The sequence below is a fragment of the Microcoleus sp. FACHB-68 genome, from assembly GCF_014695715.1.
Taxonomy (GTDB): domain Bacteria; phylum Cyanobacteriota; class Cyanobacteriia; order Cyanobacteriales; family Oscillatoriaceae; genus FACHB-68.
In genome coordinates, this window is the sequence record NZ_JACJOT010000003.1 from 1 (window position 1) to 22,284 (window position 22,284).

Genomic DNA, 22,284 nt, shown 5'->3' on the forward strand with positions numbered 1-22,284 from the left:
CTTTCAAACTATTATTTTTTCTAGGTTCAGGGCGCTTCGAGGCGTCTCGCTTTCGCGTCGCTTCCTCTTGAGCGCTTTACTAATCTATCAACTCAACTGAGCTCTGTCAACCCCTAGAGCAAAAAATATCTGAAATTGGGTTTCATAAACTCTCAAGCCCCACGCCGGTAACGCTTTGAGGGGGTGCATTGAACCAGACAAACTCTGTATACGAGGGGAAGTCTGTACGTGAACGCTGCTGTATGGGCTGCTTCTAAACAACCACTGAACCAAACTCCGGTTAGAGTTTGTGTAAACTTCAATTCTCCTTTGAGGGAACTAGAGCGCCATGCTGGCGAGTACGCACAAGAGGATGATCCTGGGGAGGAGGGTGAGTTTTTCTATAGCGCCCAAAACGCACAACTGGTGAAAAATGCTCACGAGCAATCGTTTAATCGATATTTGGCGGCTGAGTTCATAACACAAAAATTTACCTGCAATAAAACTTAGAACGACTTCACCGGCTCGTATTGGGATAAAGCAAGCGATGCCGGCAAGTGAGGGACAATGGCTTCTATTACAAAACTGCACGGGTAGTAAGCCATCGAGATCATGTGCTAGCGTCTGAGGTTAGAAAAGACGCACAATTTTATCAATCGTGAATTTAGCCCCAATCAGAATACTGGCCCTGCTTTTAAGCGGCACCGGCTTGTTTCTCAGCGCGTGGATAGTCGTGCCGGCACCCATTTTGCCCCTACTGCCCCTAGGCGTAGGGGCACCAGAAATTAGCCCTTGGCTGCTAGGGTTGAATCTACTCGCTGTCGGTGTTTCATGGGTAGGGATACGTTCTAGCTGGCTGCATCGCTTAGCCTTGGGTGCTAGTTTAATCGCACTGACGCTCAGTATTTTGCCACTTGCTCAACTGCCGGCAACTGAACAGCGCATGAACACAGCCATGCAAGACGCCCTCGGCGCGAATTACCTCAGCAAGATCCCCAACGAAGCCCAGATCCGGATGCGTCCCCAGCCTTTTTCTCTGGCTGATACGTTCACCGGCATCCATCCCCCACAAGTGCGCCACACAGCGGACATCCAGTTTGCCGCCCCCGATGGTGTGCCGTTGAAAATGAATATCTACCAACCCCCCCAGGTTGGAAAATACCCGGCACTTGTGGTGATCTATGGCGGGGCGTGGCAGAAGGGCAATCCCAAGCTATATGACACTTTAAGCCGCTATATGGCCGCACAGGGGTATAGTGTCTTTGCGATTGATTACCGGCACGCCCCTAGTTACCGCTACCCCGCCCAGTTGGAAGACGTACAGGCAGCCCTCGCCTTCATCCGCGAGCACGCCACTGAGTATGAAGCGGATGCCGAACGCATGGCATTACTTGGGGGTTCCTCTGGGGCGCATTTGGGGATGCTGGCAGCTTATCAGCCTTCTGCGGTGCCGGTGCGGGCGGTAGTAAACTACTTTGGGCCGGTTAACCTTGCTAACGGTTATGCCAACCCGCCCCGCCCCGATCCTTTGAACATCCGCGCTATCTTAGAAAGCTTTTTGGGTGGTTCCCCTGAAAAAGTGCCCCAATTGTATCGGGCTGCTTCCCCAATCACCTATGCGACGCAAACGCAGCCGCCAACGCTGTTAGTGTATGCGAGTCGGGATCATGTGATAAAAGCGCAATATGGCCGGCAAATGTATGAACGTTTGCGCGAGGCCGGCAACACTGCCATTTTTCTGGAAATTCCTTGGGCAGAACACGCTTTCAACGTCATCTTTCACGGGCCGAGTAACCAGCTAACACTTTACTATACTGAGCGTTTTCTGGCGTGGGCGCTGAGAGAGACTCCTTAGTTTTTGGAGGGAGGGAGATGGAGAGAAAATGATATTTAATGTGAAATTTAACTTCTCAAATCGATAGATGACGTTTTTTTACACCCGAACTGTTCGATTCCAAGATACCGACGCCGCAGGGGTCGTTTACTTTGCTAATGTTTTGGCGATGTGTCACGAAGCTTATGAAGCTTCTTTGGTAGCGTCTGGAATTAATCTGAAGTCTTTTTTTAGCAACCCATCGGTAGCGATTCCAATTGTTCATGCCGGCGTGGATTTCTTTCGCCCCCTGTTTTGCGGGGATCAACTCACGATTCAACTAATCCCTAACCAGCTTACTGACAATGAATTTGAAATCGCCTATCAAGTTTTTGTAGGGGAGGTTACAGACAAGTGGGCCACGCAGGCGATCACCCGTCACGTCTGCATCCAGCCGGCTAGGCGAAGCAGACAATCCCTGCCAGAGGAAATGGTGCAATGGCTGTGCCGGTGGAACAGCAGCGCAGCGGCAGCCGACAGCTCAACAAATCGTCATAATACTTAAATTTTACTTAACAAAAATTAGGAAATATTTTACATTCCATAAATCATGGGTCGTTTTGCTGTCAGCAGCTTTCCAGACCGTTAAGGTGGAAAAGTTAGCGCAATGACACTATATTCAGCAACTAGCCTATCCTGGGGACTCTACTCAACATTTAGCTAGTGGCAACTCCTTCTCAGTATTTACTACAGGAAGTCTGCCCAGCATTGTGTCAGTAGGGACTGGTTATAAGTATTTACCACAATAAGTTTGATGGCGAGTTCGCTTGTGTGAAGAACGCCGGCAGATTTGCTTGCAGAGCAGTTTTCAGCTTAGAATTGGCATAGTAGAAAACGACGACAAGTGACGGTTGTGCAGATACTCAATCTGCACAAGTCAAGTGATAGCTTAATAAAATTTTTATAAAACAGAGGATTTTTAGGGGCACTAGATCATGACCGAACTGCAAAGAAAAACAAGTTGAGCAGATTTGGAAAATAAAAGTTTTTCAATTAAGATGTAATTTTTGAGTCGGCAAACCCTAGATAGACAAGGAGAATCAATATGCTCGATAACACCCTCAATATCGCTGAACTTCCAGAAGGCGGGATGGGTATTAAATTGATGTGGAAATTAGCTGATGAGCTGCGTTATACTCGCACGCCCGCCCATCAAAACTGTCTGTTTATCGTAAAAAGTTACGCACAACCAACTTTAAACCAGTCACCAAGCTCTCAACAAGATGACAGGGTTCTAGAGCAATTAATCGATATATTTAACGATTTAAAATTGCCTAAATATAATAAAAGTTTTAACCCAGAAAATTCCGACACGCCTCTGCAAAAATTGGGTCTTCAAGTCAATACAGATATTAGCGCGTTAGAGCGGGTTTTGAAGTGGTACGAACAACTGCAGGATTTACCCATTCCCGAACACATCTGGATGCAGGGTCAACTCGCGGTAGCAGAAGGTTTTACGAATGCGGTTCGTCACGCCCACAAAGGTTTACCTTTGGAAACACCGATTAAGCTGGAAGTGACGGTTTTCAATGAACGCTTAGAAATAAAGATTTGGGATTACGGGCAACCCTTCGATTTAGAAGCAAGGGTAAAAGAATTTAGACAAGCCAATCAAAAATATCGCTCACTGTCAGAAGAGGTGCATTCTTCTTTCGTGAGTTAACTTCGGTCTGAGGATTTAAGTTACATTCAAAATCTTCTTTGATGTGATTGTCAAGGGCGGGTTTCAACAGCCAGTTTATTTAAGATAATTGAGCATTAAATAGTTTTTGCAGTTGAGCAAAGTTCACTTTCCCTTGAGAGTTGCGCGGCAATTTTTCTACCGGCATCCAATATTTAGGGCGTTTGAACTTACTCAATTTGTCCTCAATCGCGGCTTGCAGCACGGTTGTTGAAACCTCTGGATGGCGAGGAACGTAGAAAGCTGTAACAACTTGACCCCAATGGGAATCGCTCAAGCCGATGACGCAAACATCGCTCACTAAATGGGTGGATTGAATCGCCGCTTCTACTTCAGAGGGGTAGACATTTTCGCCGCCGGTGATAATTTTTTGGCTGTTACGTCCCACAATATTAATGTTACCCCGCTCATCAAGAAATCCTAAGTCATCCGCTTGAAAATACTGTCCATTGACAAAGGATTCTGGATAGTAACCCAACGCTAAAGAGTCCGCTTGGATACGAATGATGCCGGTTTGGTTTGTACCTAATATTTCGCCGGCAGTATTATGAATTGTGATTTTAGCGTGGGGTAAAACTTGCCCGCAACTATTCTCACCGGCTAAAAAATCTGCCGGTTTTAAAGTCGCAATTTGAGAAGCAGTTTCAGTCATTCCGTAGGTGGGTGCGAGTCGGATGCGGTGATATCTGGCAGTTTCTAATAATTCCACCCATGCCGGTGCTCCTCCTAAAAGCACAGTATGAAAGCGGGATAACCATTCGGTTGTTTCTGTATTTTGCAGTAGCCGGTGTAGTTGGGTTGGCACTAAAGAAATGAAAAAATCAGAAGTATCTATCTGACATTTTTCTCCGAATTCTACTTCTTTAAACGGTTGAATGACTAATTTTCCGCCGGTTGTGAATGAACGCAAAAATTGCATTAACCCGCTGACATGGTAAAGCGGCAAAACGCAGAAAAAATTAACTGAAACTTGTTGAAAATACTGCTTGAAACCGGCAACTGATGCCATCAAAGTTTCCCAGGTATGGGTAGCAAAGCGAATCTGTCCCGATGAACCGCCGGTGGGAATCATGATGGAGGAAGGAGGAGAGACAGAGGAAGAAGGAAGTAATGGTTGTGTGTTACCGGCATCTGATAGCTCATAACTTTCTCCTAAAATTAAATCGGGTTGCGTCAAATCGAGAACTTGTTGCCATTCTTCTTTAACCCAGTGAGGATTGCCTAGAAAAATAGGGCAGCCGGCACTAATTGCAGCAATAAAACTGGCAAGAAATCGCACTGGATATCGTTCTGCTAATAAAACCTTAGGCGGCGCTTCACGATTTGTGTGCTTTGTTAAATATTCATATATTTGTTTGCATAGTTGGGTAAACTGATAACTATCATACCCAACTAGCCAATCCTCATCGGCTCGTTTTTTTAAAAACTCTAAAGGCTGTTCCATAGCTGTTCAAAGCAAGTTTTACTTCCCTGATCAAACCAGTGGTTTACACCAAATCCTACGGCGCGTGAGGTTTGCAATTCAGCAGCGAGTTGCAGTGCGAACTTTTTCCCTATTGCGGTTTCAAATACTGATGAAAAAACAGTATCAAGTTTATATTCTCGGCAAAATTTCCGTAGTTGGGAAGGAAAACCGGCAATTGCCGGCTTAATCACAAAAATTCCTCGCCAACCCCGCTGATAACAAACTTGCATCTGTGTAAGTGTCGCCACCGATTCATCTAAAGCCAACGGGGTAGAATATTGATTGCTTAACTCTACCATTACTTCAAATTGGCTCACCGGCAGCGGTTGTTCTAAAAATTCAACAATATTAGATGTATCGCAAGCTTGCAGCCACTGAGTTGCTTGTTCCCAGTTTAATCCGCCATTGGCATCTAATCGCAGCTTGGCTGATGCCGGCAGCGCTTGAAGAAGCTGTTGAAATAGGTTAATTTCTTCTTGAATAGCTGCGACGCCAATTTTCCACTTAAATGTGCGGGAGCCTTGCTGCCAAAGCGGTTGCCATCCTGAAAGCACTGTTTCACCTGCCGGTAATAACCCGCTGTAGCTGAGGGGGTTTGGCTGCTGAGGTTTGGGAATTTGGGGAGATGCAATTGCTGCGTCTAAAGCAGACTCGAAACCAAATTGGCAAGCGGGTAATTCTGAAGGAATTGATAATATTGTTTCTGTTGTGATTTCTGCCGGCAATTCTTTGCAAAAACTTAGTGCTTGTGCCAAACTTTCCGATCCAAACCAAGAAAGGGGGGCAATTTCACCAAATCCAACTTTACCTGTCGCATCAATGAGGCGAATTATCACGCCTTCCCGGACTTCCCAAATGCCGTGGCTGGTGTGTAGGGGGCGTTTAAATGGATGCCGGTAGGGGCGAAATTCAAATCGGTAGCGCATCAGATTCTTGCAGCCGAAAGAAATTATGCAAATTTGCCATATATTCTTTTGGATATTCAAAATGAATATTATGACCCGTTTTGGGAATGATTGTTAGCTTGGAAACCTGACACAAAGTTGTTATTTCTGCATTAATACATTTAAATTTATCATCATATTCACCGGCAAGCAATCCCAGAGGAACTTTATTCTCTGCGAGTTTCTCCCAAAGGGATGACTGATTGCCGGTTCCCATTTGGCGAAGTGATTTAGCGAGTTCTAAGGGATTATTTTGTAACCGACGCTCGATTAATTTATCAAATTTTGGATGAGTTTGTAATGTTTCAAATAGCGGTTGCTTGTACCAATTCAATAAAAAATATTTGAAATCGTTTGTTTCTAATTCTCGCGCCCGTTGCTCATCAATTTCGAGACGTTGCGAACACTCTTTTTGTGTTTTCAATCCCGGCGAAGTTGACTCTAAGATAACTTTCTCAAACCGGCTTGGAAAATGAATGGTCATATATAAGGCTAATCGTCCACCCATCGAATAGCCGGCTAAAAAGCATTTTTTAATTTTTAAATGATCAAGTAAATTAATTAAGGCTAAGGCAGTCTTTGACATTGTATAGCATTCATCCCCCCCATTAATTCGGGTTTTTCCATGTCCGGGGAGATCAACTGCTAGACAGCAAAATTGCTCGCGCATCATCTCGATGATCTCGCTAAAATCGCTGCTGTCACCCATAAATCCATGCAAAAATAAAATCACCGGCTGGTTTGGGCTGCCGGTTAAAGAATAGTGGAATTGATAAGGATTAAACCCTTCTCGCTCCCCAATTGCAATGCCGGCAGGCAAACCTTCCCCACTGGAACTGAGCGACATTTCAGAACTCATACTTTTTTTAAAGGATGAATCCTAAACCCAACAGTAACCCGCTCCAAAAATGCAGAGTAACGGCAATAAATTTACAGTTACTTACCTTCACCGGCTCGTTGTAGTAACTGCTAACGTGCCGACATAACTTAATAGCAACCGGCAAACTAATAAACGTTAGCAATGTTATGAGCGGAAATACTCCTAAAGCCACAAATAAGCCAGTCAGCGCGTAAATACTGCCGCAGATCCAAGGCAAGATTTGAGCGCCTTTCGCAGTTCCCAGACGAACAATCGGCGAACGCTTGCCGGCTGCTAAATCATCCTCAACTTGATGAAAATGAGAGCAAAACAAAATTAAACTTGTGCTAATTCCTAAAATTATGGAAGCAGCAAGCGCAGTGAGTGACCACGTCTGAGTTTGACTGTAATAAGCTGCTGAAACTGCCAAAGGGCCAAACGTAAAAAAGCAGATAATTTCGCCTAAACCTTGGTATCCCAAGCGAAAAGGTGGCCCTTGATAAGTGTAGCCCATCGCGCAGCACAGAAGCACAATTGCGATTACCGTTGGATCGCGCTGCCACCATGTGATCGCAACTATCCCCAAAATCCCTACCGCTAGAAATAAATTCGCCAGCCAGAAAATTAAAGATTTGTTACCAGTCAAGTTGACGAGGGAATGGGCTTTATTTTTATCAATGCCGGTTTCTGAATCAAAAACATCGTTACTGAGATTCAACCAGGCAAGGATCGCAATCGCTGAAATTAAAAAGGTTGAAAATATCGCACTGTGCAGCGTTTGGGTTTCAGCCGCAGCCACCGCAGTGCCTAGCCAAATTGGCATGACTGCCACGCTATACATCGGCGGCTTAATCGCCGCCAGCCACAATTTAGTGTTTAATCGCTCAATTGTCTGAGTAGTCATCCGGCATTAATAATTCACGTCCAGCCAGCCCACTAATTTTACGACCTCAAGGGCGTTTAGGGGGAGAGGGAAAGAGTGAGGAAGAATTAAGAAATTGGAGTGTAAGGGAGAAACTCGTCAGTTAAATGCTTATTTGAATGGTTTTGAGGGAAGGAAACCGGCGCAATTATCGCAATGCCGGCAGCGCCAAGACTTCCCCTCACCGGCAAACCCAAAGGCTTCTAATAAAAACTGCCACCGGCACCTGCGTGTTGTCAGATATTGCGTCATTTGCTGCGTCGCGCTGGTGTTGAGTTGCGCGAAAGACTGGGAAGCTGACGACGGGTTAATTGAGTAATGAAACGGATCTTGCCAAATTAGCTGGCCGGCACAGTGCAGCAACGACAACGCAATCGCACCGTCGGGGAACTTGCGCGTCACGGCACTAATTTCTCCCCGTATCGGCAATTTTTTCACCAGTTGCTCGGCTTTTTGATATAGAGATCGCTGCTGGTTTGCAAAAAACTCGCGTCTTTGTTTATCTGCGGGATCAAGCCAGCCGGTGGGTTCGCTGACTAAAGTTAAAGCGTGCGCCGGCTTGCCATCTCGACCGGCACGTCCCACTTCTTGCACGTATTCCGAAAGCAGTGTCGGGACTTGGAAGTGAATCACCCAACGGACATCCGGTTTATTAATTCCCATCCCGAATGCGGACGTACACACAACAAATTGAACTTTATCGTTCAGCCAGTCAGCTTCCAGCGTTCTTCGCTCGGTTGGACTCAAGCCGGCATGATACGCGCCGGTGGCATAACCTTGTTCACTCAACCATTTCGCGAGTTCTTCACTATCCTTACGGGTACGAACATAAACTAACCCAGACTGCTTCGATCTGGCTTGGATAAACTTTAATAACCGCTGCCGGCGTCCTCGCGGTGTCCAGACAATTTGTACTTGCAGATGCAGATTTGAGCGATAAGGATTTATTCGGAAAACTTGCGGCTGTTGCAGCTGCAAAACGCTCTCGATAGTCTTCTGCGCGTGCGGATCGGCGGTGGCGGTGAAGGCGGCAATTGCCATTTTTGCGCCAGCCGGCTTGGATTTGAGCAGAGCCGATCGCACAGCACCGAGTCGGCGATATGCCGGTCGAAATGTCTCGCCCCACTGTACCAGACAGTGCGCCTCATCTAAAATCATGCCGGTGATGGGTAAGTGAGGTTTACTTAATACAGACCACACCGCCTCACTCAGCAGGGTTTCTGGCGAAAGGTAGAGCAAGCGTAATTGATTGCGATCTAAAGCTTGAAGCGTTTGTTTGCGCTGAATCGCCGGCAATTCACTATGTAGAAGTGCTGCCGGTAAATTGCGATCACGAAGTTCTCGCACTTGATTTTCCATTAGCGCCACTAAGGGAGAAACTACCAGGGTTAAGCCGGTTTGCAACAGTGCCGGCAACTGAAAACAAATTGATTTACCGCCGCCAGTGGGTAGTACAATTAGTGCGTCTTGCTGTTGCAACAAAGTCTGAACAATTTCCCCTTGGGGCGATCTAAAATCGTCATATCCCCAAATTTTGCGGAAGATGTTACGGACATCACTGGAAGATTGGGTTTCAGGAGTTAGCATTTCGTTATAAAAATAAAAGAAACGGTTAGCAATTATGTGCCGGTGAGAAATCCGCACCCGTTTATTATTTTCTCATTTATTGGAGTGCCGGTGAAAATAGTCCGCAGCGGCTAATTGTGCCGGCAGTATATCTGGAGGATGAAATAATGGAAATTGAAGTTATCGCTCATCGGGGATTTTCTGCAATTGCCCCTGAAAATACGTTAGCAGCTTTCTCGGCAGCAATTCAACACGGCGCTGATTCCATAGAGTTTGATATTCAGTTAAGTGCGGATGGTGTGCCGGTTGTTATCCACGACGCAACGTTAGATAGAACCACTGGAACTGCCGGCAATGTCAACGAGAAAACTTTAGCTCAGTTAAAGACGCGGGATGCCGGCTCTTGGTTTAGCCAGCAGTATGCCGGTGAGCGAATTCCTACATTAAAAGAAGTTTTAACTGCGGTTAAATCGATTAAAAAATTTATTTATCTCGACGTTAAGAAACATTGCGAATGGTCAAACTCAGCAATTTCTGAATTTGTTAAACTCCTGGTTGATGAAGGTTGGGAAGAGCGTTGTATTATTTCATCTTTCAACGAAGTATTTGTGGATAAAGTTCGCAGCCTGTGCAATAACGTAAAGCTGGGGTACATTGTTGCAGACGCTCAACTCTATCAAAGCCAATTGGAAAAAGCTGCAAGTGCCGGCAACACGGTAATGATTAGCGCTTATGATGTTTTGCTAGGCAACCCTTCCCTAATTGAAGCTAGTCAAGAGCGAGGAATTGATATTGTTGCTTGGACTGTTGATAGCCGAGAAGATTTAAAAAAATTAACTGAATTAGGAGTAACAAGAATTATTACAAATTCATTAGTCGGAGAATTCGATTAATCGAAATAAGTTTTAAATATTTATAACTAAACGCATTAAATTGTCAACAGTATCAGCGTTTATCTACATCTGCGTTTATTTTTGTTTATCTGCGCTTTAAAAAATTAAATTTTGCAAAAGTTCGGAACCTTAATGAGTCGCTCGTAAAAAAACCACTTGCCAATGCGGTTTGTAAATTCAACCGAATATTCTTCCCCATAAGTTTCTGAGAGAAACTCCATCACAACAAAAGGAATCGGCCCTTCAGTATGAGGGGTGTAGCTGCGGCGGGCATAAGAATGGGGCCAGGGTTGCACCGGCTGCACATACATATCAGGTGCTTTGCAAATAATGCGTCCTTGGATGCCGGCACACAAAGCAAAATTAGACACAACTAAAGCATCTTGCATTCGCTCAGGTAATGTCGTCACTATCTGACGCAAAGCGGCTGCTAATAAAGGCTGGTCTGTATTTTCTAGAGCATCATCCAGCAGAATAAAATTATCAGGCAGTAAAGGCCAGGTAATCGCTAGCGGGCCGGCTGGAGTTTGAGGAATCCCAGGCATAAGCAAACTGACACTCGAATTATCAATATTTTAGGATGTTTGAAGGCTTGGATGCCGGCCTATTGGTACTCGATACATTTAGGGTGAATTTGCACGATTTCTGACAAATACGAACACACTGACTCGAACGATCCCAGTTCAAAAACAAGAATCGAATAGCACCCACCGCCAAGATTGCCGGCATTCTTATCATTAGATTGATAAAAACAACAGCCTTTTTTGCTATAAATACATCAAATTACACACACTCGTTGTGTTTAGTTGTGTTTAGATGAGGAGTTGACCGGATGAAAACAGTGGCTCATTGGGGTAAACCTGTGGCACTGCTTAGCGTACTCTTGCTTGGCGTCGGGAGTTTGAATGCTCCCGCCAGTGCTGTTTCTAAAACAGCCCCTTCCAATCTCACTCAGGATGCAGATCCAAGTTCATTACAACTGGCCCAGGCCACACAAAATCTTTGCCGGCGCGTGAATGTGCGGCAAGGTTTAGCTGTTCGCGAAAGACCAGATCCTAACGCCCGTCAAACTGGCGGTGTCGGCTTTAACACCCAAGTGACCCTTGCTGAAGGTGCCAGAAGTATTCCAGGGCCAGATGGCCGCCTCTGGGTGGAAATCACCGCTCCTGTCCGGGGTTACGCCTCTAGCGGCTATCCTAACAGCCAGAACAATCTCGTGAGCTGTTCCGGGCCGGTAGGCACCAATCCCCCAACAAACCCGCCAGCGAATCCCCCAGCGAACCCGCCAAGCACCGCCAGCCTCTGCCGGCAAGTAGAAGGGCGTGTCGCTCCGCAAGGTCTGGCAATTCGTGCGGATGCATCTAGAACATCGGCATATCGAGGTGGTGTGCCGGCAGGCGGACGGCTTACACTCGTCCAGGGTTACAGGCTTATCCCAGATAAAACTGGAGAGCGCCGCAACTGGGTGCAAGTAACCTCTCCCGTTGCTGGGTACGTTTCTGCTAGCAGTTTGATCATGTGTCGTTAGACATCAAGATTGCTTAGTTCTTTTGCTTGAAATCCCCACTCAAAGCTGAATAAAATTACCCTTTGAGTGGGGATAAAATATTTGCTTTTTATTGACAATAAAACATTAAAATGAGACGATATTTGCACGTACTTAGGTTATTTTGGAGCGCTGCAATTTCAGCAGAGCTAGAGTACCGAGTCAACTTTGTTCTCTCCACTCTCAGCAGTTTGGGCAATCTTGCCGGCAGCTTCTTTGCGCTATTTTTGTTCTACCGAACGGGCTATTCTTTCGCCGGCTGGAAGTGGGAAGAAGCCCTCGTGGTGCTGGGTATTTTCACCGTACTCCAAGGCTTCTCGACAACCTTTCTCGTCCCCAATCTAAGCCGCATCGTCGATCACGTCCAGCAAGGCACCCTTGATTTTGTACTTCTGAAGCCCATCAGCAGCCAGTTCTGGCTTTCGGCGCGTACAGTTTCCCTTTGGGGGCTACCCGATTTGATTTTCGGAGGTATTTTGCTAGGGTATGCCGGCAGCAAACTCAGTCTGGAGATCAGCAACTATTTCCTGAGTGCTATTCCGCTCTTTTTTGGCATGGTGAGCCTTTACAGCTTGTGGTTTATCCTAGGCGCGATGAGTATTTGGTTTGTCAAAATTTATAACGTTACGGAAGTTCTCAGAGGTTTGCTAGAAGCCGGTCGTTATCCGATGGTGGCTTATCCGAGTGCTTATCGTTTCTTTTTTACTTTTGTTGTGCCGGTTGCCTTTTTAACGACAGTGCCGGCTGAAGCAATGCTGGGTCGTGTGCAGTTTGGCTGGATCGTGGGTGCCGGCATCCTTGGTATTATTTTACTGTTTGTTTCTATTAGGTTTTGGCGGTTTGCTTTGCGCTTTTATACCAGTGCTTCTAGTTAGCGAAGCGTGAAGAATTGAGGAAGTTTTTTAACCACAGATGCACACAGATAAACACAGATGATAGCGCAGCGTGCCGTTAGGCATAGATAGATGATTTATCTGTGGGTTGCATCTGCTTTCGTTTAGTTTTATGTAAAAAATTACTTTTTACTTAAATTGGCAAGCAGCAGGGAATGATGATACATCCTCCGGTGGCTTTTGTTGCTTTTAGGATTTGAGCTGCACCGGCACAATCGCGGAACCGCTGCCGGGACATTTGTAGGGCCGGCATAAAATTTTCTGTGCTGAACATCCGTTTGACATAATCTGAACACGAATCGCCCTGATGTAACATTCGATGGGCGCAGGAAAAGCCTTTGCGAGGAGAAATATAGGTTTTATAGGCATCAATTGAGCTGATGGCTATTTGTCTGCCGGCGGCTTCAAAACTTGTAGCTTCCATAACTTTTTCACCCATAGAGAAAAGTACGCTTGTTACCTTTTACCAAACGTAAATACTTAAGTCTCTCTACCCAAAGATTGAGTTTTGAAGTCAATTGTCACGATATAAAGAAAAAAGTCAGAAACAAAAATATCTGAATAATGGAAACTAAACAGCTAGGAAACACCGGCATCAAAATCAGTGCGATTGGCTTGGGTGGGATGCCCATGTCCTTAAGTAGCAAACCTCCAGAGGAGCAATCAATCGCAGTCATCCATAAAGCGCTCGACCTCGGCGTTACGCTGATTGATACCGCTGACTCTTACTGTAAGGATGAATCCGATAAGCACCACAATGAACGACTCATTGCTAAGGCGTTGCAGCAATATGCCGGTGATACGAGCAAAGTTATTGTTGCTACGAAAGGCGGTTTGATGCGTCCCGGTGGCAGCTGGACGCGCAACGGCAATCCTGACCATTTGCGCGAGACAATTCGCATCAGTTTTGAAGCGCTGGGAGGGGAAAAACCGATTGATGTTTGGCAGTATCACGCCCCTGATCCAGACTACACAATTGAGGAAGCCCTCGCGCCGGCAAAAGAAGCGGTAGAAGCCGGCAAAATTCGCTACGTCGGTGTCTCTAACTTTTCAGTTGAGCAAATCAAACGCGCTCGTGATTTGGTTGAAATTGTCTCGGTACAAAATCAGTACAACCCTTGGAACCGGGAACCCGAATCTGACGGGGTGCTGGAGTATTGCGAACGTGAAAATTTAACCTTTTTTCCTTGGAGTCCCCTGGGTGGCAGCCGGCGCTTTACTCGTGTTGAAGAGATTAAAGAAATTGCACAGCTTGCCGAAGAAAAAAGCGTTTCAGTTTACTGCATTGTTCTGGCATGGCTGCGGGCAAAATCGCCCTGTGTCGTCCCGATTCCCGGCGCTAGCAAAATTGCCAGTATTGAAGATTCTGTGCGTGCCGGCGATCTGAATCTTAGTGCGGATGAAGTGTGGCGCATCGACAAGGCGACGGCGTGATTAACCAAATATGTATGTCGGGGCAAAGCATTTGGGGGATAACTGAGAATTCAAAATCCAAAATTTGACCAATCAAATGTTTCACCTTTCTTCTTGCTTCAGAAGTGCTGAAGGGTGAAGCATTCGTTTGTTCATCTTGGCGCAGTGAATCCAGTATTTTGGCAGAAATGCTTCACTCCTACGGGATTTAAAAAGATGGGAAGAGACATCGGTTGTCAAAAAAATTGAGGGGATCAGGTTTAAGAAACCTTTGAATATAGAAGATCCCAGCAAGAATTGATAAAAATTTAGTTTGTGACAAAAATTTTTCACAAATTCATATTTTTTAGCCTGGTTGCTAGGGATATCTGGGCTATAGTAATGCAAACATTGTGACGAACCGCCAATTTGAATAACTTTTTCAAGAGGAGGGTGGTCACGTATGGATAAGCAAACCAAAAAGATGATTGCTGACTGAACTCTAGATTGTGGAGAAGCCGGCTATAAATGAAAGCGCGTGAAGTGTTGAAGCGTTACCAGGAAGGCAGGAGAGACTTTCGTGGGGAGGATCTGCGGGGGCAAAACTTCAAAAGTCAAGACTTTTCAGGGACAGATTTTAGCGAAGCGGATATCCGAGGTGCAAACTTCACTAAGGCAAATCTTACGGGAGCGAAGTTTGTAAAAGCAAGAGCCGGTTTACCCAAACAATGGGTATTAACTCTGTTACTCGCTTGCTTTGTTCTCTCAGGGATGGCAGGCTTTTTTGCCTTAGTTATAGGTACTTACACAGCATACATATTTGATGCCAGCAATCTCAAAAACATGATTTCTGGGTGGTTTTTTTTAGTTATGTTAGTCGGGTTTGGTTTCCTAGCGATTCGCCAGGGAATCAATGCTGTTGCCATCGCCATCGCCGTCGCTGGAGCCATTGCCGTCGCCGTAGTCTTTGCCGTCGCTGTCGCCGTCACCGGAGCCGTCAACGTCGCTGGAGCGATCGCTGTCGCCGGAGCCATTGCTGTCGCCGCCGCTGGAGCCTTCGCCATCGCTGGAGCCATTGCCGGAGCCATCTCTGTCGCCATCGCCATTGCTGTCACCGTCGCTGGAGCCTTCGCCATCGCCGGAGCCATTGCCGGAGTTGGAGCCTTCTCCTTCTCCGTCCCCGTTGCCGGAGCCATCGCCATCGCCGGAGCCATTGCTGGAGCCTTCGCCGTCGCCATCACTGGAGCCTTCTCCTTTTTAATCCTTTCTGCTTTCCTGGGCTGGCGTGCGATCAAAGGAGACAAACGAGATGCTTGGATTCGTACCTCGGCGGTTGCCTTTGCTGCCACGGGCGGCACCAGTTTTCGCTACGCTACCCTCACCAGCACCGATTTCACCCAGGCTACACTGAAAAACACAGATTTTAGAAATGCGAATCTTACCCACACTTGTTTTAAAGATACCCAAAAGCTGGAGTTCGCTCGTCCCGGTAACACCTATCTCAAAAACCCCCAAGTGCGAGAACTGGCGATCACCGGCAATGGTGCCAACCAAGACTTTGATCGGCAAGACTTGCAAGGAGTTTACCTCAAAGGCGCTAATTTAGTCGGAGCTAGTTTCATCGAAGCCAACTTAGTTAACGCTTGCTTACAAGAAGCTAACCTTGCTGATAGCAAACTGGTACATACCTTACTCGATCTGGCAGATTTCACTGGCGCTACCCTCACCAGCGCTTATATAGAAGGTTGGAATATTAGCCTTCATAGCAAACTAGATGGGGTGCGTTGTGAGTACGTTTTCATGCGTTTACCGCCAGAAAAGCGACCTGCTTTTATCGCCCTTCCCCCTGAAGAAAGCCGCGATCCTAACCCGCGCCGTAAACCGGATGACTGGAACCAATTCTTTAAAGATGGGGATTTTGCCGATTTTATCGCCCCAATGCGGCAGACGCTTGACCTGTATCACAACCAACCCGTTGATCCCCGTCTCGTTGTCCTGGCCTTCCAGCAACTCATCGAAGACAACCCCCAAGCTGAAATCGAGTTAGTTTCTATCGAAAAGAGAGGAAAAAATAAAGATAAACTGCTAATGAGAGCGGAAACCGCCCCAAAAGCCGATCATTCTGCCTTAAGTGCGGGTTATTCGCATAATTTGCATACCTCGCAAGCGTTACCCCCGGAAGCGTTACAACTCTTACTCACACGTTACGAGGCAACCATTCAACTTTTAGTCGGCCTTTTGGAAGGCAAACAATACATTCCAAATATTCATATTTCCCCCAAGTTTACTCAAGGAGGTACAACCGTGTCTAACGATTCTAAAAACTTCTCTATTTCTGGTTCAGATAATGTCCGAGTTGCTCAAGGGGATAATAGCGTTACTCCCCAAGGTGATCAGGCCCAAGCAGTCCAAGGTGACAATAACCAACAGGCTCAAGGGATTCCCCAAACTACCGAAGAACCTTTGACGAAAGAAAATGTCATCACCCTGCTAGCAGAGTTAGAAAAATTAATTCAAGAATCAGATTTACCCAAGGACAGTCAAGAAGAAATCAACACTTATCTCAGTGCTGCCAAAAAAGCGATTGATAAACCCGAACCGAAAAAACAAGCTGCGCTAATTAACTTAGAACAAGTCACAGAAACTATAGAAACCGCAACTAAAACCGTCGGTGCCGGAAAAACTCTTTGGACAGCTGCCAAACCCATTATTATTAAAGTTTCTACTTGGTTAGGTGCAGTCGCCGCCGGCTCTATTTTAGGTGGCTTGTGAAACACTAAGACAACCTTAATAGGGGCAAGCTTACCAAGATCATTGCATTCGCAATAAACATCGGTAAACCTGCCCCTATTAAATTTCTATCAATCCATCCTTGAAAGACAAAGCATTTGGGTTTCAAATGAATAGAAATCACAAGTATTTAGCACCCAAATGCTTCGCCCCTACTTCTATACCGTTAGGCTGAAGGAATTTTCTCAACGCGGGCTGCTGCTTGCATCGTTAGCTTGCCGCCTTTGACATCGAGCCGGTTAATTTTCAGAGACATTCCTTCGAGATCGAAGTTACTGAAGTCGAGAATTTCTGCCGATTTTTCTAACAAAGCATTTGTTAATTCTGGCGAAAGTTCTTTGTTTTCAGCATACTCAACATCCTCAAGCACGACTCCTTGACCGTTGGGGCGTACACGAGGCACTGCTGTAAAAGCGATTTGCTGAGTTTCGTTGCTGTCGCGCAACAGCACCGTTGCATTCAAACCTACTTTGTTATCGCTTGGAAGGGTAAAATTTATCTCTTGGGTATCAATTGTTGTAGGCTTGCCATCAATATTAACCTCCATATTTTTCAGCATACCGCTGATATAGTCGGAGTTGAAAGCGCGGTTAATATCTGCTTCTGTAAGAACAACCTCCGCAGTGCCATCTGCCGGCTTGGTCAGTTCAATTTGACCCATAGCAGCCTGCATTGGATTGATCCCAACGCGACCCATCTGCATTTCTATTTTTTCCATCCGCAGGTCTTGTTGCATGACCATCCCTTCACCTTTGATCTGAACAGCATCGACTTCTCCTGTCATCAGCTTGAAGGGATCTGCTTTGATATCGACCTCTACATTATCAACTTCATCGAGTTGGCTGCTTATCCCAATTTCTGCTGCTTTATTTAGCGCTTGCTCGTGCAGTCCAGCTTGTTCCTTGGTCACGTTGGTGTCTCCGGTTGTCCTTTGCTTCGATTAATTTAGGCGATTTTCCCTAAGAATTTTATCTGCCTGCCGGCGTAACAAAGAGTGTGTGACGATCTACCTGAAGAGGAATTAAGAATTCAATCTGAGAAACTGATAATTAAACATTGCCATTTTAGGCAAAAAGAGGAAGAATTTAGTAGAAAAATAGAAAGGGTTTTATCGTTGTTTTTTGAGGATAAATTATGCCGCAGTATTTCGGAAAACTTCAAGTAGCTGAGCAGCCGTGGTCAACTTTAGAAGCCGTACAATCTGTGCGACAGGACGATCGCAATGTTTACTTTGATTGTGCCGGCCCTCATTTCAAAATCAGCGTGCTGGCAGCCAATTTAATTCGGGTGCGAATGACACCCACCGGCACGTTTAAACCACGCCGATCTTGGGCGGTTGCACGAGATGATGCAGAATGGCCGGCTGTGCCCTACCAAATGCGGGAAACCGCTGAGGCTGTGGAAATCGAGACAGAACAGATGCGCGTATCTGTAGAACTTGACAAATGCCGAATTACGTGCATGGATAAAGCGGGAAACCCCTTTGCACAAGACACCGGCCTAGGCACCGGCTGGCGTAGCGGAACGATTGCCGGTTGGAAGCAAATCGAAACCGATGAGCACTTCTATGGTTTTGGTGAGCGTACCCACTTGCTGGACAAACTCAGCGAGGTGAAAACCAACTGGACAACGGACGCCCTCGATTATGGGGTTCTCAGCGATGAAATGTACCAGGCGATTCCCTTTTTCATCGCTCTGCGTCCTCATCTTGCTTACGGCATTTTCTTCAACACCACCCATTGGAGTCAGTTTGACCTGGGTGCAGAACAGCCGGGTGTTTGGCGGATGGAAACCCGTGCTGAGGAGCTGGATTATTACATCGTCTACGGGCCAGAGCCGGCGCAAATCTTGCAGACTTACGGTGAGTTAACGGGCAAGATGCCGCTACCGCCAAAGTGGTCGCTCGGCTATCATCAATGCCGGTGGAGTTATGAATCTGAGGAAATCGTGCGCGAACTGGCTGAGGAATTTCGCAACCGGCACATTCCCTGTGATGTAATTCATCTCGATATTGACTATATGCGCGGCTACCGCGTCTTTACTTGGAGTCCCAAACGCTTCCCCGATCCCAAGCAATTAGTTAGCAATTTGGCAAAGAATGGCTTCAAAGCCGTGACGATTATCGATCCCGGTGTGAAGTATGAACCAGAGGGAGATTACGCAGTTTTTGATGAGGGAGTGGAAAACGACTGTTTTGTGCGAAAAGCCGATGGTCAGTTATTCCACGGCTACGTTTGGCCAGATAAGGCTGTTTTTCCCGATTTTGCCCGTCCTGATGTTCGTAAATGGTGGGGGGACTGGCACAAAACCCTAACGGATATGGGAATCGCCGGCATCTGGAACGATATGAATGAGCCGGCACTTGACGACCGACCATTTGGAGATCCGGGTAATAAAATTTGGTTTCCCCAGGATGCACCCCAAGGCCCAGATGAGGAACGCGCCACTCATGCAGAAGTGCATAATTTATACGGATTGATGATGTCGCAGGCGTGTCGGGAAGGCTTAAACCGGCACCGTTCCACCCAGCGATCATTTGTCCTCACGCGATCCGGGTATGCCGGCATTCAGCGGTGGTCATCCGTTTGGATGGGCGACAATCAATCGCTGTGGGAACACCTGGAAATGTCGTTACCCATGCTGTGCAATATGGGGCTTTCGGGCGTGGCATTTGTCGGGTGCGATATTGGCGGGTTTGCCGGTAACGCCTCAGCAGAATTATTCGCCCGTTGGATGCAAGTGGGAATGCTCTACCCCTTGATGCGCGGTCATTCTGCAATGAGTACGGCACGACATGAGCCGTGGGTATTTGGCGATCGCGTCGAGAAAATTTGCCGCGAATACATCGAGTTGCGCTACCGGCTGCTGCCTTACATTTACACGCTCTTTTCCGAGGCTGCAACGACCGGCGCACCGATTCTGCGACCGTTACTTTATCATTTTCCGAATGATCCCACTACTTATAAGCTTTACGATCAAGTCTTGCTTGGCCCTTCCCTAATGGCAGCCCCCATCTATCGTCCAGGCGTTGAACACCGTGCGGTTTATTTGCCGGCAGGCGTGTGGTATGACTGGTGGAGTGGTGAGCGTTACGAAGGATCGACGCATATTTTGGCACACGCACCTTTGGAACGGATGCCCCTTTATGTACGGGAGGGCGCAATTATTCCCATGATGCCGGTGATGCAACACGTTGATGAGCGTCCCCTGGATGAATTAACCTTGCGAATTTGGCCGGGAAATGGGGAATTTACGCTCTATGAAGATGACGGAAATACGTTTGAATTCACAACCGGCGCGTGGGCAATGACAACATACCGTGTGCATTCAGAAGGGCAACAAATTATTGTTGAAATTGCCGCGCCTGAGGGGAATTGGAATCTAGCCCCCCGTGAGGTGATTGTGCAAGTTGCCGGTGTAGGAGAGCAGCGTTTTTCTGATGATGGAACAGCTCGAACGCTGAGGTTTTAGAAGGCTATTTTGAGGTGGGTGATCGCTCTTGCCGCAGAGAGTGATCGCCTCACAGCAATGAGGGTCTATTCTCCTCTACAGTTATTTCCTCTGGGGTTATCCAGACAACTTTGCCATCCCACGATTACCGGCAGCCGTGTGGCATGACTGAAGGATTTACGCATATCCGGGCACAGGCACCGCCGAAGCAGAGGCGGCTGAGCGCTCATTGTATTCGATAACGTTAATCTCTTTAAAATAAATTCATCCCCTAGATAGATGCCGTATCAGAAAATAGCCGTATACTTTAATTGCTATTTAAAAAAACTTTATCACTCTTAAAAAATATAAAAGTTTAACGCCTCTGCTTTTATAGTCGGCTGTATATTTGAGGTGATCTCAGACAAGTCCTGCGTTGAAATTGCTTGAAAGCCTGAAACGCGCAGAGGTGCATACTTTACAATAACAATCATTCACTGATAAAGTATTCTTAATAAAGCAATTTTATTGAGTCTAAACCTACGCTAATACAGAGGAATGGCTCATGGCCTTGCCCTTGAATCTATAGTCGGCAAGTCTAAGCTGCACAATTGGGAAGATAGCGCTGTTATAGAGAAAATTGCAGAAATTAACAGCCGGCACGAATTGTGTAAGGACAGACTCATAAAGTTTTGGGGAGTCGGGAGACCGCAAAGTTTAAGGGTGCAAGCGCTCACACTGAACTAATTAGGTGAAAAAACTGTGGGAATGTGCATCCAAGAACGACTTAACTGATGGAACTCAGTTAGGGGTTACTACAGTCAAGTTTTAGAATCTTTATAAAACTGCTCCTGGTGGAAGGTAAACAATGATTGCTATCAGCAAAACGAAGAATCCTTTCAGTTTTGAAACAATTCTGGAAAGCACGCGTGAGATCGCCCACGAAGTCGTTGCCATTGAGACGATCAAAGTAGACCAAGACGCCTGTTGGCCGGAGCAAGGAATTCGCGCGATGCAGGCAGCCGGCTTAGGGGGTTTAGTCATACCAAAAGCCAAGGGAGGACTGGGACAAGGTCTTTTAGCACTCACCCAAGTGTGTGAACTACTGGGAGGCGAGTGCGCCTCAACCGCACTTTGTTTTGGAATGCACAGTGTCGGCGCAGCAGTGCTTGCCGCCAAAGCCACTCCCTACCAACAAGAGCGTTATGTAGAACCAATCTGCGAAGGCAAACACCTCACCACCTTAGCGCTGAGTGAACCGGGAAGCGGGGCACACTTCTATCTTCCGCAGTGCCAATTAACGGTAGAGTCGCCGGCAATGTTTCGCGTCAACGGACAGAAGTCTTTTATCACGAACGGAGGATACGCGGACTCATACGTGATTTCCACCACAGCGGCAGATGCTAATGCCGTGGGAGAGTTTTCCTGCGCGATGATATCCAATGGCGCAGAAGGGCTGATCTGGGGGGCACCTTGGGCCGGCTTGGGAATGCGGGGCAACTCTTCGCGCTCAGCAGAACTGCGAAATGTGCCGGTGCCGCGCCAGGATCTTCTCGGTACGGAAGGCGATCAAATCTGGTATGTATTCAATGTCGTCGCGCCCTACTTCTTAGTCGCTATGGCCGGCACTTACTTAGGCGTCGCTAGCGCAGCATTAGAGGAAGCGCGGATTCACTTGTCCAAACGCTACTACACCCACAGCGGTTCAACTCTCGGTCAGACGGCTGTGATGCAACACCGGCTAGGCACACTCTGGAGTGTGGTCGAGCGAACTCGCCGGCTGATTTATTATGCTGCCACTGAAGCTGACTCAGGTGGCCCGAATACACTGCCAGCGCTATGCTCAGCGAAAGCGGAAGTGGCTGATTGCGCGGTCAATGTCGTGAACGAAGTGATGACAATAACGGGCGGAATTAATTATCGAGACGGTTCTAAGTTAGAGCGCCTGCTGCGTGATGCGCGTGCCGCTCACGTAATGTCCCCAACAACTGATATCCTGCGAACATGGGCCGGTCGGGCACTGCTCGGTCTACCGTTGCTGGGAGATTAAGG

The 22,284-nt window shown here is 46.9% G+C and carries 19 protein-coding genes; 11 read left to right on the forward strand and 8 right to left on the reverse strand.

All coding sequences use genetic code 11. From position 1 onward, the window contains the following. Positions 1-228: 228 nt before the first annotated feature. From H6F73_RS02560 to H6F73_RS02575, 4 genes are all read left to right on the forward strand, one after another. Positions 229-489 (forward strand): hypothetical protein, encoded by a 261-nt coding sequence (locus tag H6F73_RS02560; RefSeq protein WP_190757258.1) that lies wholly within the window; start codon positions 229-231, stop codon positions 487-489. Between the two features lie 148 nt (positions 490-637). Further along, complete coding sequence (locus H6F73_RS02565; RefSeq protein WP_347239460.1) at positions 638-1,834, forward strand: alpha/beta hydrolase; 1,197 nt, start codon at positions 638-640, stop codon at positions 1,832-1,834. Positions 1,835-1,901: 67 nt separating this feature from the next. After that, the gene (locus tag H6F73_RS02570; protein WP_190757259.1) at positions 1,902-2,357 is read left to right on the forward strand and encodes a thioesterase family protein; all 456 of its coding nucleotides are present in this window, start codon (positions 1,902-1,904) and stop codon (positions 2,355-2,357) included. A gap of 540 nt (positions 2,358-2,897) precedes the next feature. Then, positions 2,898-3,515, forward strand: coding sequence for an ATP-binding protein (locus tag H6F73_RS02575; RefSeq protein WP_190757260.1), 618 nt, complete (start codon positions 2,898-2,900; stop codon positions 3,513-3,515). 79 nt (positions 3,516-3,594) lie between these two features. Here the strand turns inward: H6F73_RS02575 and H6F73_RS02580 are convergent, their stop codons facing one another. The 5 genes from H6F73_RS02580 to H6F73_RS02600 form a co-directional block, all read right to left on the reverse strand. Next, entirely contained in the window at positions 3,595-4,977 is a 1,383-nt protein-coding gene (locus H6F73_RS02580; RefSeq protein WP_190757261.1) for a 2-succinylbenzoate--CoA ligase, read from the reverse strand. Continuing rightward, positions 4,962-5,924, reverse strand: a complete 963-nt coding sequence (locus H6F73_RS02585) for an o-succinylbenzoate synthase (RefSeq protein ID WP_190757262.1) — start codon at positions 5,922-5,924, stop codon at positions 4,962-4,964. Before H6F73_RS02585 ends, H6F73_RS02580 begins: the two co-directional genes overlap by 16 nt. Continuing rightward, on the reverse strand, positions 5,908-6,801 hold the full coding sequence (gene menH, locus H6F73_RS02590) for a 2-succinyl-6-hydroxy-2,4-cyclohexadiene-1-carboxylate synthase (protein ID WP_242072310.1): 894 nt from the start codon (positions 6,799-6,801) through the stop codon (positions 5,908-5,910). The genes H6F73_RS02585 and menH overlap by 17 nt, the downstream gene beginning before the upstream one ends. Positions 6,802-6,808: 7 nt before the next feature. Then, on the reverse strand, positions 6,809-7,705 hold the full coding sequence (menA, locus tag H6F73_RS02595; RefSeq protein ID WP_190757264.1) for a 2-carboxy-1,4-naphthoquinone phytyltransferase: 897 nt from the start codon (positions 7,703-7,705) through the stop codon (positions 6,809-6,811). 129 nt (positions 7,706-7,834) lie between these two features. Further along, positions 7,835-9,310 (reverse strand): ATP-dependent DNA helicase RecQ, encoded by a 1,476-nt coding sequence (locus H6F73_RS02600; protein ID WP_190757265.1) that lies wholly within the window; start codon positions 9,308-9,310, stop codon positions 7,835-7,837. 146 nt (positions 9,311-9,456) lie between these two features. Here H6F73_RS02600 and H6F73_RS02605 point away from each other — a divergent pair, with 146 nt between their 5' ends. Next, complete coding sequence (locus H6F73_RS02605) at positions 9,457-10,182, forward strand: glycerophosphodiester phosphodiesterase family protein (protein ID WP_190757266.1); 726 nt, start codon at positions 9,457-9,459, stop codon at positions 10,180-10,182. A 104-nt stretch (positions 10,183-10,286) separates the two neighbouring features. Here the strand turns inward: H6F73_RS02605 and H6F73_RS02610 are convergent, their stop codons facing one another. Beyond that, complete coding sequence (locus tag H6F73_RS02610) at positions 10,287-10,727, reverse strand: hypothetical protein (protein WP_242072311.1); 441 nt, start codon at positions 10,725-10,727, stop codon at positions 10,287-10,289. Between the two features lie 287 nt (positions 10,728-11,014). Between H6F73_RS02610 and H6F73_RS02615 the strand changes: the two genes are divergently transcribed. Further along, entirely contained in the window at positions 11,015-11,710 is a 696-nt protein-coding gene (locus tag H6F73_RS02615) for an SH3 domain-containing protein (protein ID WP_190757267.1), read from the forward strand. A 110-nt stretch (positions 11,711-11,820) separates the two neighbouring features. Continuing rightward, positions 11,821-12,603 carry an ABC transporter permease gene (locus tag H6F73_RS02620; protein ID WP_190757268.1) on the forward strand — a complete coding sequence of 261 codons (783 nt, stop codon included), beginning with the start codon at positions 11,821-11,823 and terminating at the stop codon, positions 12,601-12,603. A 151-nt stretch (positions 12,604-12,754) separates the two neighbouring features. Here the strand turns inward: H6F73_RS02620 and yidD are convergent, their stop codons facing one another. After that, positions 12,755-13,060 carry a membrane protein insertion efficiency factor YidD gene (gene yidD / locus H6F73_RS02625; protein ID WP_242072312.1) on the reverse strand — a complete coding sequence of 102 codons (306 nt, stop codon included), beginning with the start codon at positions 13,058-13,060 and terminating at the stop codon, positions 12,755-12,757. A gap of 125 nt (positions 13,061-13,185) precedes the next feature. Here yidD and H6F73_RS02630 point away from each other — a divergent pair, with 125 nt between their 5' ends. Both H6F73_RS02630 and H6F73_RS02635 read left to right on the forward strand, forming a co-directional pair. Further along, entirely contained in the window at positions 13,186-14,055 is an 870-nt protein-coding gene (locus H6F73_RS02630; protein WP_190757270.1) for an aldo/keto reductase, read from the forward strand. Positions 14,056-14,541: 486 nt separating this feature from the next. Then, entirely contained in the window at positions 14,542-16,785 is a 2,244-nt protein-coding gene (locus H6F73_RS02635) for a pentapeptide repeat-containing protein (protein ID WP_190757271.1), read from the forward strand. A 184-nt stretch (positions 16,786-16,969) separates the two neighbouring features. On the opposite strand, the gene H6F73_RS02640 is transcribed toward H6F73_RS02635, so the two are convergent. Beyond that, entirely contained in the window at positions 16,970-17,713 is a 744-nt protein-coding gene (locus tag H6F73_RS02640) for an LmeA family phospholipid-binding protein (RefSeq protein ID WP_190757272.1), read from the reverse strand. 224 nt (positions 17,714-17,937) lie between these two features. On the opposite strand from H6F73_RS02640, the gene H6F73_RS02645 reads away from it, so the two are divergent. Further along, positions 17,938-20,274 carry a TIM-barrel domain-containing protein gene (locus H6F73_RS02645; RefSeq protein WP_190757273.1) on the forward strand — a complete coding sequence of 779 codons (2,337 nt, stop codon included), beginning with the start codon at positions 17,938-17,940 and terminating at the stop codon, positions 20,272-20,274. 826 nt (positions 20,275-21,100) lie between these two features. After that, positions 21,101-22,282 (forward strand): acyl-CoA dehydrogenase family protein, encoded by a 1,182-nt coding sequence (locus tag H6F73_RS02650; RefSeq protein ID WP_190757274.1) that lies wholly within the window; start codon positions 21,101-21,103, stop codon positions 22,280-22,282. Positions 22,283-22,284 lie beyond the last annotated feature (2 nt).